Annotated in this window: 11 protein-coding genes; 10 read left to right on the top strand and 1 reads right to left on the bottom strand. The window is 53.0% G+C overall.

Features of this window, described 5'->3' with window-relative positions; all coding sequences use genetic code 11:
* Positions 1-89 precede the first annotated feature (89 nt).
* On the top strand, positions 90-2,126 hold the full coding sequence (locus tag ACOZB4_RS17585; protein ID WP_379406743.1) for a methyl-accepting chemotaxis protein: 2,037 nt from the start codon (positions 90-92) through the stop codon (positions 2,124-2,126).
* Positions 2,127-2,792: 666 nt separating this feature from the next.
* Here ACOZB4_RS17585 and ACOZB4_RS17590 read toward each other — a convergent pair.
* Positions 2,793-4,934: an alpha-amylase family glycosyl hydrolase gene (locus ACOZB4_RS17590; protein ID WP_379406744.1), complete on the bottom strand. Its 2,142-nt coding sequence runs from the start codon at positions 4,932-4,934 to the stop codon at positions 2,793-2,795.
* Positions 4,935-5,370: 436 nt separating this feature from the next.
* Here ACOZB4_RS17590 and ACOZB4_RS17595 point away from each other — a divergent pair, with 436 nt between their 5' ends.
* From ACOZB4_RS17595 to ACOZB4_RS17635, 9 genes are all read left to right on the top strand, one after another.
* Positions 5,371-6,516, top strand: coding sequence for a serine hydrolase domain-containing protein (locus ACOZB4_RS17595; protein ID WP_379406745.1), 1,146 nt, complete (start codon positions 5,371-5,373; stop codon positions 6,514-6,516).
* A 313-nt stretch (positions 6,517-6,829) separates the two neighbouring features.
* Entirely contained in the window at positions 6,830-7,786 is a 957-nt protein-coding gene (locus ACOZB4_RS17600; RefSeq protein ID WP_379406746.1) for a GNAT family N-acetyltransferase, read from the top strand.
* 35 nt (positions 7,787-7,821) lie between these two features.
* A complete protein-coding gene (locus tag ACOZB4_RS17605) occupies positions 7,822-8,529 on the top strand; it encodes a PIG-L deacetylase family protein (protein WP_098742029.1) in 708 nt (235 codons plus the stop codon).
* 498 nt (positions 8,530-9,027) lie between these two features.
* Positions 9,028-9,642: an alpha/beta hydrolase gene (locus ACOZB4_RS17610; protein WP_379406747.1), complete on the top strand. Its 615-nt coding sequence runs from the start codon at positions 9,028-9,030 to the stop codon at positions 9,640-9,642.
* 140 nt (positions 9,643-9,782) lie between these two features.
* Complete coding sequence (locus ACOZB4_RS17615) at positions 9,783-10,730, top strand: carbohydrate ABC transporter permease (RefSeq protein ID WP_326116249.1); 948 nt, start codon at positions 9,783-9,785, stop codon at positions 10,728-10,730.
* 18 nt (positions 10,731-10,748) lie between these two features.
* Positions 10,749-11,588, top strand: a complete 840-nt coding sequence (locus ACOZB4_RS17620) for a carbohydrate ABC transporter permease (protein ID WP_379406748.1) — start codon at positions 10,749-10,751, stop codon at positions 11,586-11,588.
* Positions 11,589-11,742: 154 nt separating this feature from the next.
* Complete coding sequence (locus ACOZB4_RS17625) at positions 11,743-13,113, top strand: ABC transporter substrate-binding protein (protein ID WP_379406749.1); 1,371 nt, start codon at positions 11,743-11,745, stop codon at positions 13,111-13,113.
* 99 nt (positions 13,114-13,212) lie between these two features.
* Positions 13,213-15,024 (top strand): cache domain-containing sensor histidine kinase, encoded by a 1,812-nt coding sequence (locus ACOZB4_RS17630; RefSeq protein ID WP_379406750.1) that lies wholly within the window; start codon positions 13,213-13,215, stop codon positions 15,022-15,024.
* Positions 15,017-16,639, top strand: a complete 1,623-nt coding sequence (locus ACOZB4_RS17635; RefSeq protein WP_379406751.1) for a response regulator transcription factor — start codon at positions 15,017-15,019, stop codon at positions 16,637-16,639. Before ACOZB4_RS17630 ends, ACOZB4_RS17635 begins: the two co-directional genes overlap by 8 nt.
* Positions 16,640-16,688 lie beyond the last annotated feature (49 nt).

A 16,688-nucleotide genomic window follows, 5' to 3' on the forward strand; every position in this document is an offset into this window, starting at 1 on the left:
AGATAGAGAGAACAGCGAAGAGACACAGCCAGTAACCGCTAGCTGTGTCTTTTTGCATTCAAACATGCGATGCAGGGGGACATATACATATGAACATGATGAGACGTTTTCAATTCAAAGCAGTTGGGATGAAGCTGTTTGTTATCTTTTTTACCACGATCGTGCTGTTATCTTCGGCGCTCGGGTTATTATCGTATTTCATCTCCAAGGACACGGTGATGGATCAGGTGTCAGAAGCGACTTCGGGGCAGATGATGCAGGCGGCGGACAAGCTGGATTTTCTGCTGGCCCAATATGAAGCCGCTTCCCGGCAATGGGCGCTGGATACGGTGCTTCGCGAGGACCTCGTTACGGTGAGTAGTGCGGGTATCGGCATTCGGGACAAAACGCAGGCCGAGAACCGAATCCGTGAGAAATTGAACGGGATGGCATCTTCCGATAAACGTCTGCAGGGCATGCGTCTGGTTGCGCCCAATCTTCAAGCTCAAAGCTCCTATAACTCAACAGGCTTATCGGGAATGTCATCCGCGGATGGCGTGAAGGCGAAGATGGACCGGATTATACAGGCCGATGGTGAACCGGTATGGTTCCCTACTGAGGTTCAAGGTTTTATGGAGAACGAGAAAACCGCCACCATGACGATGGGGAGATTGCTGAAAAACCTGAAGAATCCGGATGCGCAGTATATCCTGCTGATCGATATCAAGAACGAGGCGGTCGGAGAGGTGCTGGCCAATTTAAAAATAGGGAACAACGGCCGGATGCGAATTGTTGCCGAGGATAACCGGATTGTACACGACATGGACACGGCCCAGCTGATGCAGCCGTCCACCATTACGGTTCCTCAAGATGCCGAAGAAGGAGGAATTTATTACACCGCCGATGAGCAGATGGTAGTGTATACGCCACTGAAGACGGCTCCTTGGCATATGGTTGGATTTGCTCCCGTTAGCGATTTCGTGCAAGCCACAGACAAACTATTGTTTGTAACGCTTGCGGTCATTGTGGCCGCGGTGCTGGTCGCTATATTAATAGGCTACTACATGATGCGTACCGTCGGCCGCCCGCTGAATCAGATGTGCCGTCTGATGGAAGAGGGTGAGCAGGGGAACCTGAGGGTTCGAACCGAGTTCCAGCGTGCGGATGAAATTGGTCGTCTCGGTCACAGCTTCAACCGGATGATGGGGCAAATCGCGGCTTTGGTCGATCAGACGAATGCTTCCGCGAAGCAAGTGCTGGCAACGGCGGAGGAATTGGCAGAAGCATCGAAGGGAACCTCGCTGACGGCTGGTGAGATTGCATCGGCTATGGAGCAGATTGCACAGGGAAGCGCAAGCTTGGCGATGGAAGCCGAACGGGAGAATCAGCTGGCTGAGAACATTGGCGTCCAGATGAGCAAGGTTTCGGATTCGAATCAAGTGATGGAGGCAGCGGCTGATCGGGTGCTTGTGGTGACGGGAGAGGGCGCGCGGCATATGGACAATCTGGTGGAGAAATCGACACGGATTAACCAGGTGAACCGGGCCATCGTCCAGAATGCGGAGAAGCTGAAGGAGAATACCTCGTCGATTCACAAAATATTGGAGCTGATGTCGGAGATCACGCATCAAACCAACGTGCTGTCCATTAACGCGACGATTGAAGCGGCTCGGGCGGGGGCAGCAGGCAGCGGCTTCATGGTCGTAGCCAATGAAGTGCGGAGCTTGGCGGATCGTTCCAAGGAATCGATCCAAACCGTAGGCGCGATGATCAAGGATATCCGCTCTGAAGTACAAGGCTCCGTGGATGCATTGACGTCGGCATCGCCGCTCTTTGACGAGCAGCTGCATTCGGTGCAGGAAGCTCAGGGCGTATTTGATCATGTTCGCCACGAGATGGATGCTCTTCTGGCCGAGATCCGCGAATCGACCCGTTCGGTCGAGGTACTGATCGGTTCCCAGCTTACCCTAACCGACTCGATCTCGGAGGCGAGCTCGATCGTGCAAGAGACCAGCGCCGCCACGGAGGAGGTCGCTTCGATGTCATCCGAGCAGTTCAAGGTGAGCGAGAAGCTGGTTGCCCTGTCTTCACGCTTGGAGGAGCTGTCGGAGGGTTTGCGCAAGTCATTGGTGATGTTTAGGACGTAAATGGTTACTATTACTACACGAAGATGTGATGGCTTATGCAGCACTCCGCATGCGGATCATGCTTCCGATCCCTGTTACCCCCGGATTTCTATTGGAATGATATTTATGGTTGAAATCCGGGGATAAAGGGGACCACTTCGTTTCTCCACCATGATTCCGCCTGCTCCGTTGAAGCTTGTGGGGAATCGATTCGTCCTCTTTCGCTACTGCGTGCTATGCACACAACCACTTACGCTAAGGTGTGGGGATGGAAAGAGCCGATGAAGGGGAACATCTTCATCGGCTTTTTGTTGGTGGGAGTGCTGCTCGGGAGTGCTGGGATTGAGCGCGAGACCGTTGAACTACCTCGTACGCTTGTTGAGTTACTACCTGCTGAGCACACTCTCCCTTTGGGAATCGCTTCATGTAGCTAGGGGAACGTTGGGGTACTTCGTGCGTAACAGGCTATTGCCTGCTGGATTATGAACTGCATGAATAAAACCAGCTCTGGGAATCGTCCCGGAGCTGGTTTTGTTTAGGGGCCACTCCTTCGCATAAAATAGGGGCGGTTCTGCTGGCCGGAGCGGTGAAGGAATGATACGTTCCTGCGGGCTTACGGCTGCCAGTTCACATTAATGGTGGCCGTGCCTCGCTGGAGCGGTGAAGGAATAGTACGTTCTTACGGGCTTACGGCTGCCAGTTCACGTTGATGGTGGCTGTGCCGCTTGCTGGAGCGGTGAAGGTATGGTTCGATCCGCCTTCCCACGTTACCGTCGAGCCTTGTTTTTTCAGGAATTTGAATTCGATGGTTTTACCGGCCGGTACGCTGACGTCGTAGTACCAGGTCGGGTACTGATAGATGACCTGATTATATAACGGACCGATGGCTTTGGCAGGGTCCCAATTGCCGAGCTCGCTTACGCTGCCTGCCAGGTACACGTTTTGTCCAAGTGCGGTGGTGGCATTGTTTACCACAAACCGGACGCTGACTTGATCCCCGGTCAGCACTTCGAAGTTGTCGTGCACATTGCTTGAAGTGCCAGCGCTATTGGCGACTTTGATGTTATATACGCCACCGGCAACCGCAGGGATTTTCACTTTGATCTGCGTGTCCTCCCATGCTGTAACGTTAGCACCCGTTACGGCCGTTGAGCCGAAGTATACCGTGCCTTTGGTTGCGCCGAAGCCGCGGCCGTCAATGGTGATGGTTGCGCCCGGTTTGGCCATCATCGGGCCTACGTGCCCGATCGTTGGCGAAGTCACGGCCGTGGTATATTGCCATACGGCCGTACCGCCGGCAGCCAGCGTAAAGTTGGAAGCTGCTCCGCCTGTGCCAACGGTCAAGCTGTTGCCGTTTAGAAGTCCGCCCAGCACGTCGGTATAGCTGCCGGCAGGCAATGAAGTCGCCAATCCCGTAATGGAAACCGGTGTGTTCACGTTGCGGTTGACAGCGATAAGCGCCACGTTGTTGCCGAATTTGCGTTCATAGATCAGGACATCATTGTTGATCCAGCGCTCCTGCGTCGTTCCATATGCGATGGCCGGATTGGACTTGCGTAATGGGGCCAGCTTTTTAATTACTTGGTAAGCTGTAGTCGTCGTAGAGAAAGAAGGAATCCGTGCCCGGTTGTCTGGGTCGTTGCCACCGGACATGTATTGTTCGGTTCCGTAATAGATCGCTGGCACCCCGCGCGAGGTGAGCGTGAAGGCCAAGGCCTGTTCCAGCTTGCGGCGGTTGTCGCTGCTGTTGTGGAACCGCTCCATATCATGGTTATCGATGAACGTGACCTGATCCTCCACTTGGGCATAATCGGTGGCCGAGCCCTCCAGCATGGACTTCAGACCGTACATATTGTCGGTGTTGTCTCTGAATACCTGGCGTACCTTTTGTGCGAAACGGAAGTCCAGCAGGCTCATGCCGGATTCGTTGGCGAACTTATGATTCTCGGCACTCACTTCGTTTACGCCGAGGAACCATTCGCCGAAGGTGAAGACAGGCTTGTAGTTGTTGACGGTAGCCATGAAACTCTTCTGCCAGCCAAACGGCATATGTTTCACCGCGTCCATTCGAATGCCGTCAATGCCCAGATCGAGCCACATTTTGATGGCATCTTTCAGGTAGGTATCCACGGTGCTGTTGTTGTGGTTCAGGTCAGCAAGGTCATACAGGTTTTTGTAAATCCCGTTCTCTGTTGTTGAGAAATCGGTGCCCCCGTTATGATGGAATAAATTCTGCGTATCGTTCGTGTATCCGCCGAGCAGGGTGCCGTTGTTGTACAGCTTGCCGTTCTCCGCGAACGACGGCTGGTCCGAGGAAGCGGGAGAGGTGTGGTTCGGTGCGAAGTCGATGATGACTTTAATATTCTTGGCATGAGCGGCAGCGATGAGATTCTGGAAATCGGCGATCGTGCCGTAAGCCGGATTCGATTTCTTGAAGTCTCTGGCCCAATAGCCATGATAAGCGGTGTTGTTCACGCCGGAATAGTTGATGACGCTGTAGATGTTCTCGACAGGCTGGGAGATCCAGATGGCGGTAACGCCCATGCCGGTCAGGTAGCCGTCATTGATTTTGTTCATGATCCCTTGCCAGTCACCGCCGCAGTACAGCCTCAGATTGGTACAGGTACCGTCAAAGGCAGGTCCGGTCGGGTTGTTGGCAGCATTGCCGTCAGAGAAACGGTCCGTAAAGATTTGATAAATGACATCCGTGCTGAAATTTTGCTTGTTGGATACCGAGGTATCCGGGGCTGCATGGGCTGGGCCAAGCAAGCTCAGGACCAGGGACAAGCTAAGGGCAAGAGCAGTTGTCAGTTTGTAAAACTTTTTCATCGTAATTCCTCCTATGTAGTTGATAAAGAGAAGGCTGGTTTTACTAGCTTATCGACTGCTTGAGCATCACCTCCCATACAAAATCGGGCAACAAAAAACCCCGGAATCTCCTGTAGAGAAACCGGGGTTGTTCCATACCGGGTGTGCGGTTACGGAATGCATGGCCCTTAAATTATGCGAGTGTTTGATTTCAACAATATTGTAAATGAAAGCGAATTCAAGTGTCAATACGTAATATCCAAATAAAAGGAAAATTCATGTCGGGTGTGGTGAAATTAAATTTTATAATCATCGATTTTTATTGAAACAAAATTTTATGGGTCATATAATAGGTTTAGGAAACGTTTACATTTTTCGAAGAAGCTGTTGATGCGGATGGCATGTTTGTTTTTCAGTTGATCCGACACAAGGACTTGATGTAAAGGAGGGAAGAACAATGGAAAGTCATGCGAAAGCCGGCGCAGAGCAGCTTGGATTGGGAATCAAGGGAGTGAAGTCGGCTTGCGCCGCCATTGAACGCGAGATTGCCGCAGGTACGACACCGGGAGCCGTACTGGGTGTTATGCATGAAAGCAAGCAGTGGTCCTATAGTGCCGGATATGCCAACCCCAAGCCGAGGCAGGGCCAACCTGTTCCGGCCAGCAAGGATACGTTGTACGATTGTGCGTCCTTAACGAAGGTGGTGGTTACGCTCCCGTTGATTCTGCAATTGATTGATGAGGGAGTCTTGACCCTAAGCACAAAAGTGAGTGACATTCTGCCTTCATTCGGAACGGCAGGAAAAGAAGAGATTACGGTAGGCCAGCTGCTGACGCATACTTCCGGGCTCCAGGCGGATATGAACCTGCACTCGCAGGGCTGGGATAGGGAGCGGATGTGGGATGTCGTTCTTACCGCGCCGCTCGCGACTAAGCCGGATACCGAAGTGATTTACAGCGATTTGGGATATTTGGCGCTTGGCCGCATTATTGAGAAGTCGCTGGGAATCCCATTAGACCAAGCAGTAAAGGGACGGGTGTTAGATCCGCTGGGCATGCGTTATGCCACGCTGACTCCTTCGCCAGAAGAGGCCAGCCGCTATGCCGCAACGGAGTATGAGAATACCATCCAGGATCATCTATGCGGGATCGTGCACGATGAGAAGGCACGGGCCTTGGGTGGTGTATGCGGCCATGCCGGCTTGTTTGCCACAGCAGGCGATCTGCTGCAGTACGCCCGAATGTGGCTGGAACAAGGGGCGATCCCGGCAACGGCGGGTTCAGAGGCGGGGGGTGGCGAATCCCGCATTTTATCTCGGGCTGCGGCCATTGCGGCCACTCGTACCCATACGGGACATATTGATGGCTCCAACCGTGGTCTGGGGTGGGTACTGAAAGGGGATAAGATGGATGCTTCCGGTGATTGGATGGGTCCTGGCTGTTACGGACATACCGGCTTTACCGGAACCAGCATGTGGATCGATCCCGAGTTGGATCTTGCGGTCGTTCTGCTGACAAACCGCGTATACGGGGGGCGGGGCAGCAGCGTGGCTCAACTGCGGGCCCAGGTTCATAACGCTTTAACAGGAGCCGTGGCATGGTAAGGCGAGGCTCCGGCATAGGGCGACAGCCATCCAAGCATGCCCCCGGACAATGCACCGTGTGCGGGGAGCAGTGCGCACGATGTATAAAATAGCGGTTTTCGTTTCGGCAGCAACGCGGGAGCGATATAACGCCGGATGGACTTAAGGAATGGCCAATTGAGCCGGTACATTTAGGGGAGCTCGTACATTGATATCCCGTATAGCCATATGGAAGTCTTCCTTAATTAAGATCAACCGGTTGCATTCCGTTCGCGGCAATTGAAGCGAATTCAAGCGAATCCTATGAATTACGATTATAAGGAGGGAATACGTAATGACGAGTGTAACCTACAGACCTTACCGGCCTGGAGACGAAGACGCTATCACTACTCTGTGGAATGCCTGCTTACCGGGAGATCTCGTGACTCGGCTTCGCTTTCGGAATTTGGTGCTGCTCGATCCGAATTTTGATCCGCAAGGACTGCGGATTGCGGAGCAGGAGGGCCGCATGGTTGGCGTCCTGTATGCGGTACGCCGGAGGCTGCCGATGATCGGAACCGAACTGGAGCTGGATCACGGCTGGATCACCTTCTTCTATACCGATCCATCGGTTCGAAGACAGGGGGTGGCATCGCGGCTGCTGCAGGACGGCGAAGACTATCTTCGCGATCATGGACGCAGCAAAGTCTTTTTCTCCTCGTATGCCCCGAATTATATCGTTCCGGGAATCGATGGCGAGCGCTATCCAGAGGGCTTGGCGTGGCTTGCGGCAAGCGGCTTTACCCGCAATTACACGGCGGTTGCGATGGATCGCTCCCTGGTCGATTTTCATATGCCGCCGGAGGTTGTGGAGCTAAAGCGGCAGCGAGAGCAAGAAGGCTTCACTTTCATGCTGGCTCAGGACAGCGATCTGGTGGAGCTGATCGATTTTGCGACGGACGTGTTTAACCCGGATTGGGGCCGGGCGATTCGTGAGGGACTGCTCCAGCGATTAAGAACGGATCAGATCCTGATCGCGCGCGAACAAGGAAAGCTGGTGGGATTCTGCCTGCATAACGGATATGAAGGTGTGGCTGAACGCTTTGGTCCGTTTGGCGTGGACCCGTCGATGCAGGGGAAGGGCCTGGGGAAAATTCTGTTATATGATTGCCTCGCCCTCATGCGGGCACAGGGGCTGCATGGAGCCTGGTTCCTCTGGACGGGCGAACAAAGTCCGGCAGGGCATTTGTACCGCAAAGCCGGATTTCACGTGACGCGCCGGTTCGATATTATGAGCAAAACGCTTCGATAGATATTACCACTTTTCATACAAAGGGGAGATCCGATGTGACGGAAGCAAAGCAGCATCATATATTGGCAATTGGCGGACATGCGGGCGATATGGATCTTACGGCAGGAGCCGTGATCGCCAAATACACGCAGGCTGGCCACAAAGCAACGTTTCTTCACTTAACGCCAGGGGAGAAGGGACACCCTCGTCTGACGCCGGAGGAGTACGCGAAGCAGAAGATTGACGAAGCTCACCGGTTTGCCGATATCGTTGGCGCGGATGTCCGGTTCCTTGCTTACAAGGATGCCGAGCTGCCACTCGATGAGGAAGTGAAATATCAGGTAGCGGACGTCATACGGGAAGTGAAACCCGATATCATCATCACGCATTGGAAGGAGAGCATCCATAAGGATCACTCCAATACCCATTACATTGTAGAGGACGCCCGCTTCTACGCGGGGCTCAAGACGATTGAACGCGAGCTTCCGGCCCATTATGCCCAGCATTTATACTATGCGGACAATTGGGAGGACCCGTATGATTTTCACCCCGAGGTGTTTATCGATATTCCGGACGAAGCCTATGAAACGTGGGTAAGAGCTATGAACGTATATGCTTATGCACGCGGGGAAACCTACGGCTTCCCGTTCATCGAATATTACAAAGCGCTCACGATTGTGAGGGGAGCTCCGGTGAACTTCAAGCGCGCCCAGGCCTTCGCTGTTCCAAGAGGCGCGTTGACCAAACGGTTACAATTTTTCTGAATATATGGTTTTTAATCCAATTAATTGGAATAATCGCTAACAATATCACAAAAAAATTGTGAGAAATACCAAAACATCCACTGACATTATACATAACTTTTGATATAATGAGTGATGTTACGGGGGAACACGTACGGAATCATATAGAGAATACAAACAGGAGAGGAAGTCTTCCATATGGAGGCTTCCTCTCTTTTCATTTCGTCCAATGGTTGTGGAAAATGGCCACATAGCGTTTCCGATTGCAGTTCTGATCGGGTTGCGGAAGGGTGGCTGGCTGTTGCATTTTTTAAAATCCATGGTATTATATATTTAAAGAATCTTAAATTAAAGATATTAAGGCGGGATTTTAGGGCAGCCTACGATGTGATTGCGCCCTAGTTTATGATGTGATTTTCAGGGCAGTCATTAGTCCTATCGGGGTATTCCAGGGCATTCTACGTTCATTGTTGTAAAACGGAATCTAACCATATAACCAATCGAAAGGAGACAATGCAAATGGAACATACGCATATTTATCGCCAGGGAACTTCTCCCGAGGCACCAACCTTACTATTGCTGCACGGTACGGGAGGGAACGAGGAGGATTTGCTGCCGCTGGCCGAGATGGTCTCGCCCGCATCGAATGTGCTCGGTGTCCGCGGGAACGTGCTGGAGAACGGCATGCCGAGATTTTTCCGTCGTCTGGCTGAAGGCGTGTTTGACGTAGAAGATCTCGTAAAACGTACGCAGGATCTGAATGAATTCCTGAACTGGACAGCTGACGAATATGGTTTTGACCGCAGCCGTATTGTAGCGGTTGGGTATTCGAACGGCGCCAATATTGCCGCCAGCCTGCTGTTCCACGAAGGAGATGCGCTGCAAGGGGCCATTCTCCACCATCCGATGGTTCCGCTGCGGGATAAGACCTTACCGGATTTGACTGGCGTTCCCGTCTTCATCGCCGCCGGTCGGCGTGATCCAATGTGCACCCCTCAGGAGAGTGAGGATCTGAATGAACTGCTTAGCGCGGCAGGTGCGGACGTGAAGCTTCATTGGGAGAACGGGGGGCATCAGCTCAGCCGCGCAGAGGTTGGGATGGCTGCTTCCTGGTTTAAGGAGAAGTTCCTGTGATACCGGGCATGCCAAGATCCATGATGCGTTCCCTGTCTAATCAAGTAAAAATGAAAGCGAATATGATCAAAATACCGTCAATGCGTTGGCGGTATTTTTTTTATACTTAACCCATCGAATAAGAATCGAGGGGGTCCGACATGGCACAGACAATGGAGACGATGAAGAAGCCTGGCACCCAGCCGACGCGGGGGTACAAGTCCCGGGGATCCTTGCAGCGGGGAGAGAACCTATGGGGGATCGCATTTGTAAGCCCGATGCTGATCGGCGTTATCATTTTGGTGCTGTTTCCGATATTGGCAACGCTTGTGCTGGGGTTTGCCGATTGGAATTTCGTGCAGGGCTGGGACGGCATCCGGTGGGTCGGGTTTCAAAATTTCCGCCAGCTGCTGGAGGATGACATGTTTATCAAGTCGGTTCGCAACAACATCTTGTTTCTGTTGACGGTACCGATCTATATGATGATCTCGATGGCGCTGGCCATTTTGATCGACCGGTTCGTATATATGAAGGGCTATTTTAAAGTGGCTTACTTCATGCCCTACATATCCAACATCGTGGCGGTTGCCGTCGTATGGCAGGTGCTGTTCCAGCCGTCCTACGGGCCGATCAACGAAATACTCCGGACGCTCGGGATGTCCAATCCGCCCAAATGGATTGCCGATCCGAATTTCGCACTGATTTCCATTATGCTGATTTCGATCTGGATTTCCATTGGCTTCAATCTAATTATCTATATCGCTGGTCTGCAAGCCATACCGAAGGATCTGTACGAAGCGGCCGACATCGATGGAGCGAACGGCTGGACCAAGTTCAGGCGTATTACGCTGCCGCTGTTGTCGCCAACATCTTTTTTCCTGCTGGTAACGGGGATCATCTCCACATTCAAGGTGTTTGAAATTATTGCCGTCATGACCCAAGGCGGGCCAATTGGCTCCACCACGATGATGGTCTGGTACTTATATGATACAGCCTTCATTAATCTGAAGGTAGGTTATGCATCGTCCATTGCCGCGGTTTTGTTCGGTTTTGTCATGCTGATTACGCTGGGGCAGTGGGCCGCTCAGAAGAAGTGGGTCAACTACTAGGAGGGAGGGCGTTGCTTTATGGGGACAAGAGTCGGCGTTGACTTGCGCAAGCTTATCGTCACGATCGTGATGTTCGTGGTGAGCATTCTGTTTCTCCTCCCTTTTATCTGGATGCTGGTTACATCCTTTAAGGTGGAGAGAGACGTATTCGTATATCCGATTCAGTGGATTCCGCGGGAGTGGAATGGGATTCAGAATTACAAGGAGGTATGGTTCGGCGATTATCCCTTCTATCTCTATTATTGGAACTCGATCAAGGTCAGCCTACTGACCACGATCATCTCGGCCATGGTATCCGCCCTGGCAGCCTACGGCTTCTCCAAAATCCGGTTTGCCGCCGGCAATTGGCTGTTCATCATCGTGCTGGTGACCTACATGATTCCGGGCCAGGCCATCCTGATCCCGCAGTTTATTCTCTACCGCAACATCGGGCTGTTCGACAACCATTTCGGCCTCATTATGCTGGGAAGCTTCAGCGTGCTGGGAACGTTCATGCTCAGGCAATTCTTCATGGGGGTGCATCAGGAATTCATCGAATCCGCCAAGATCGACGGCGCGAACCATCCGCGGATCTTCTGGTCGATTGCGCTGCCGCTGGTGAAACCCGCTGTGGCCACGTATGCGATCCTGCGGTTCATCTGGACGTGGAACGATTATCAGAATCCGCTCATCTTCCTGCGGACGGACCGGCTGTTCACGATTCCGCTGGCGATGCAGAAATTCACGTCCTTGAGCGGAGAATTCTATTCCCTGATCATGGCGGCTGCCGTGTCGGCGATATTCCCGCTGCTGATCGTTTTTATCATCGGCCAGAAGAGTGTCATCGAAGGCATTGCACTGGGCGGAGTCAAGGGGTAGGAGCCTCGGGAGTAAACGGGGTAAAAATAGTTCCAACATCAGTAAAGATTGTTTTATGGTTGAGATGTAAGCGCTCTATATAATGTGGATAGTTACAGCTAGAATCGTCACGACCTTACATACCGATAGATATCAATGGGGAGGGTTACAGACAATGATGAACAAGAAATGGTGGTCAGGCGTTCTCACGGCCGCGATGGTGATCGGCTTGCTGTCCGGCTGCGGCGGAGCGAAGGAGAATGCTGCACAAGAGGGCTCCGCGGAAGGCGGGGGCAAGACCAATCTGAGGCTGTATACCTATGGCACGGAGGAAGCTTACAATTGGAAAAAGACGATCCAAGCCTATGAAGAGGCAACGCCGGGGGTAACCATTGAGCTGGTGCAGCTCAGCGAGAAGGGAGATACGCAGGAGGCGTTCAAGAAGCTTGACCTGGAGGCGGCATCCTCGGCCCAGATGGACATTCTGATGTTCAGCGATCCGGCAGGTTATGCGCAGCGGGTGGCGCTCGGCATGGCGGAGCCGCTGGATGACTTTATCGCGAAGGACGGGTACAGCGTGGAAACGGATTATAAAGTGGATACTCGCCTCGATGGCAAGGTCTACGCGCTACCCGGCAAGTTCAACCCATGGTATGTGCTGCTGAACAAGGATCATCTGGAGGAAGCGGGACTGCCGGTTCCAACGGACTGGACCTGGGACGAATATGCGGATTATGCCAAAAAATTGACCCAGGGCGAAGGAGCGTCGAAGCGCTACGGGACGTATTTCCATGGTCCGCAAGGGGGAGGATGGCTGGAGTTTCTGAAGCTGATGATGGCCAATCAGCCTCAAGATACTGATTATTTGAAGGCCGACGGCTCTTCCAATCTGGATAACCCAACCTTCAGACAGACGCTGGAGCTGCGCGTGCGAATGGAGAAGGAAGACCAATCCTCGGTGCCTTATACGGACATGATCTCCCAGAAGCTGAATTACCGGACGCAATTCTTCAATCAATCCGCAAGCATGATCACGATCGGCAGCTGGATGAACACGGAGATCGGCGGAACGGATAAAGTGCCGCTGGACTTCAATGTCGCCGTAGCCCCATTCCCGAAAAACGAGGAAGGCGATCCGACGGGACTTACGCCGGTAACCACGGATTACGTGGCGGTGGCTGCCAAGTCGAAGCATAAGGAAGAAGCTTATAAATTCGTCCGCTGGTACACAACGGAAGGGCAAATCGTGCAGGGCAAGAATATTCCGGCCTGGCAGCAGGTGAAGACCGAGCAGGTGGAAGAGATCATCGACACCATTCTGTCGGGCACGAAGAGTCCGGAGAAGGTAGACAAGAAATCGCTCGTGGACACATTGGTTGCCTCGAAGGCCTCGGCCATCGTGCCTCCGGCGCCTTATCAGGCAGAAGTGTACGAGGCGGTGAACGAGGAATACGAGAAGCTGATTCTGGGTAATCAGGATATTGATCAGACCATTGCGAATTCGCAGGAGCGAGTGAACAAAATTATAGAATCCAACAAAAAATGATCTGGTATAATAGACAAAAAAAATCGGGACGGAACTCTTCGTCCCTTTTTTTGAATTCGCGTACATCATTCCCGTCACGCCATACCCGAGGTGGATCCTATGCCCGTACGACTGAAGAGCCTGGTCCCGAGCTCCATTAGGCATAAGCTGATATTGGCTGCCGTCATCTGCATCGTCGTTCCCGCCATCGTCAGCTTGATTCTGTACAATTCGTTAACGAAGGAAGCCTTGAGGCAGCAGGCGGTATCCAACGCAAGCGATGCCCTTCAGCTGGTCCGCGGATCGGTGACGAATCTGCTCTTAAGCAAAATCAATATCGCCAATTACATTCAGATGAATTCCGGTTTGAATTCCTACTTCAAGCAGGTGGTCTCCGGGAACGAAGATCCGGATCCTTACCGCAGGTTCATGGAATCCAACCGGGTATTGGAGCATCTGGACAGCTTGACGGTCGTTGGCGAGAAAAGTTATGTCACTGTCATTCTAGAGAACGGCTCCTATTATATGAATTATTCCGTAAGCGATTACAATCCGCTTGATTACAGGCAGCGCCCCTGGTTCGGCCAGATTTCGGAGCTGAAAGGCCTGGAGTCCTTGTGGACGGAGCCGGAGGCCACGATGTTCCGCTCCGACCAAATCGATCATCCGACACAATTATCAGTGGTGCGCACCCTCCGGCTGCCGGATTCCGAAATTTATGGCTACGTGATCGTGACCTTCATGGAGGATCAGATCAGCGGGATCTTCAACTCCCTTTCAGAAGGCAATGATATGGTGCTGCTGGATGCCAAGGGAACGATCGTTTCCGGCAGTCAACAGAGCCAGATCGGAACGACCTTTGCTTATCTCGATGATTTGGATCAAGAGAAGCCGTACTCCATCGTGCCGATGAAGGGGGAGAAGCAGCTGATGGTACACCAGGACATTCCATTTGCAGGATGGCATCTGGTGCTGATGCAGCCGTACAAGGATGCGATCGTCAATATCAACTCGATTTTCAACCGGGTGTTCTGGTTTCAGATGTGCTCCTTCCTGATCTTTCTGCTGCTGCTCATTGCGCTTGTCCGCGCGTTTACCAAGCCGTTAGTCAAGCTTGGCAAAGTGGCGACCTCCGTGCAGCGCGGAAACCTGGAAGTCAGGTCGAATGTTCATGGCAATGATGAGGTTGGACGGCTGGGGCATTTATTCGACGACATGCTGGACCGGTTCAAAGCCATGATCTCGGAAATATCCGAGAACCAGGCGAGAAAACGAAAAGCGGAGCTCCGAATGCTCCAAGCCCAGATCCATCCCCATTTTCTGTTCAATGTCCTGAATTCGATCCGGATGAAGGTCATGAAACGGGGCGATCCCGAAAGCGCCAAGATGATTGGCTCCCTGTCCGTACTGCTCCGCATGACGATCAGCCGGGAGGAGGACGAGATTGCACTTCACGAAGAGATCGACCTGATCTCGCATTATGTAGCCCTGATGAACCTCCGGCAGAAGGAGGAGGTCAGGCTGGAGCTGGATATCGCGCCGGAGGCATTCCTCTTCAAGGTGCCGCGCTTTTTTCTGCAGCCGATCGTGGAGAATGCGTTAATCCATGGGCTCAACCAGCAGGCAGGGACGATCCGGATTGCTGCCGCCATGAAGGGCAGGCACCTCGTGCTGACGGTGAAGGACGACGGGATTGGCATGGATGCCGCCGTCAGGGAGTCGATTGCCCGGAGAATCCAGGGCCGATCCGACGGGTCTTCGATGCAGGAGGAGGCAAGCGGAGGCAGCTTCTCCCATATCGGTCTTCAAAATGTGATGGAACGGATGAGCATGGTGTTCGGCGAGGCTTTCCAATGTCACGTCTACAGCGAGCCTGGCCAAGGAACGGTGATCGAGATGTTTATACCGGAAAGAGGGAATGCGGATGTATAACGTGATGCTGGTGGACGATGATTATCCCGTCATCGAGCTGTTGTCGGAGGCCATCTCGTGGAATGAGCTGGGCTTGAATCTGATGGGAAGTTATGAGAACGGAATGAGTGCCTGGGAGGATGCAAAGTCTTCGCCTCCGGACATTCTGATTACGGATATCGGCATGCCCAAAATGAACGGGCTTGAGCTGTCCGCACGCATTAAAGAGGTGAAGGCCGATGTACGGATCGCCATTCTGTCCTGCCACAACGAATTCCAATATGCCCAGCAGGCCATGCGCCTGAACGTGCAGGATTATTTACTGAAGGACACACTCGATCCCGAAGAGCTGGCACAGCTGCTGAGGCGGTTCAAGCAGGCGATGGACGAGGAAGCCCAGAAGGGCTGGGAACAGTCACGGATGATCCATCTGGTGGACGAATCCAGGGAACTGCGGAAGGAGCAGAGCCTCAAAAATTTCATCCACCAACCCCTGCTGTCCCCTGAAAAATGGCGGCATGAGCTGTCGGAGTATGGGGTGCTGAAGCCGGGCTATCACTGCCTTCCCGTGGTCGGACATCTGGAGGATGTGCGGGAGATCAGGCACCGCTTTGCCTCCAACCAGACGCTGCATTTTGCCCTGGGCAACGTGCTGCGGGAGGTGCTGGATCAACTGAATCCGGATGCGGTGCATGTCCTATACGATGCAAAGTCTTCGCTGCTCCTATTCTCGTATCGGCCCGGCTTGGGCAGCAACATATACGATGAGGCCGCCGCCTGCCTGAAGGAGGTGCAGCGGACGCTCGAACGTGTGCTGCGAATCCGCATGTCGTTCCTGATCGGCCGGGGCTGCGCGGATCCTGAAGGCTTAAAGGTAGGGCTCAATGAACTGCTGGCCTGCCAGCACCAACGATTCTATCTGGAGCCGCAGGAGATATCCAAACTGAGCGGATCGTTTGAACAGAAAAGTGTGCCTGCAGATCCCGATCTCTTCGTTTATTATGACCGGGCCAGTTCGGAACTGCGGGAATCGCTGCTTGGAAAAGAGGGTTCCAGCGGGGCGAGCGACACGGTCGATCGGTGGATCGTTTGGATTCAAGCCAAGCGGTACGCACCGGAATCGGTCAAGGACTGGATATTGAAGCTCCTGCTGGATCTAAAGCTGAGGCTTCATCTCCTGCATTCGCTGTCACCTGCCTATACGGCCGATGCGCTGCACAAAGAGATCATGGACATGGACTCCCTGAACGAGCTGAAATCCTGGCTTCACGATTATTTGGAATCCACCATACAGGCTATGGATCGAGGATTCGGGGGCAGCCGAAGATCGGAAGTGGCGGAGGCCTGCAAATACGTGTCCCTTCAGCTTGACCAGAGGATCACGCTGGATGACGTTGCCGGCTGCCTGCACCTGAATCCGAGCTATTTCAGCCGCATGTTCAAAAAAGAAACCGGCGTCACCTTCATCGAATACGTCACCCGGATGAAGATGGAGCGGGCCAAGGAGCTGCTGCGGCAGACGGACCGCACGGTCGGGGAAATCTGTGAAAGTCTGGCTTACGACAATGTGAGTTATTTCAGTAAGACATTCAAGGCGTATGCGGGGGTAACCCCCGTAGAGTTCCGAAATGGTTGAAAGGGCGTCTCCAACAGGGGGCGAAACGGGAAGGAGGAGGTTTTAGCCT

The organism is Paenibacillus sp. NPDC058898 (assembly GCF_049316025.1).
In the GTDB taxonomy this organism is placed as follows: Bacteria; Bacillota; Bacilli; order Paenibacillales; family Paenibacillaceae; genus Paenibacillus_AQ.

Coding starts and splice junctions, on each gene's coding strand:
- ACOZB4_RS17585 (WP_379406743.1), top strand. CDS start 90: ATGAACATGATGAGACGTTTTCAATTCAAAGCAGTTGGGATGAAGCTG.
- ACOZB4_RS17590 (WP_379406744.1), bottom strand. CDS start 4,934: ATGAAAAAGTTTTACAAACTGACAACTGCTCTTGCCCTTAGCTTGTCC.
- ACOZB4_RS17595 (WP_379406745.1), top strand. CDS start 5,371: ATGGAAAGTCATGCGAAAGCCGGCGCAGAGCAGCTTGGATTGGGAATC.
- ACOZB4_RS17600 (WP_379406746.1), top strand. CDS start 6,830: ATGACGAGTGTAACCTACAGACCTTACCGGCCTGGAGACGAAGACGCT.
- ACOZB4_RS17610 (WP_379406747.1), top strand. CDS start 9,028: ATGGAACATACGCATATTTATCGCCAGGGAACTTCTCCCGAGGCACCA.
- ACOZB4_RS17615 (WP_326116249.1), top strand. CDS start 9,783: ATGGCACAGACAATGGAGACGATGAAGAAGCCTGGCACCCAGCCGACG.
- ACOZB4_RS17620 (WP_379406748.1), top strand. CDS start 10,749: ATGGGGACAAGAGTCGGCGTTGACTTGCGCAAGCTTATCGTCACGATC.
- ACOZB4_RS17625 (WP_379406749.1), top strand. CDS start 11,743: ATGATGAACAAGAAATGGTGGTCAGGCGTTCTCACGGCCGCGATGGTG.
- ACOZB4_RS17630 (WP_379406750.1), top strand. CDS start 13,213: ATGCCCGTACGACTGAAGAGCCTGGTCCCGAGCTCCATTAGGCATAAG.
- ACOZB4_RS17635 (WP_379406751.1), top strand. CDS start 15,017: ATGTATAACGTGATGCTGGTGGACGATGATTATCCCGTCATCGAGCTG.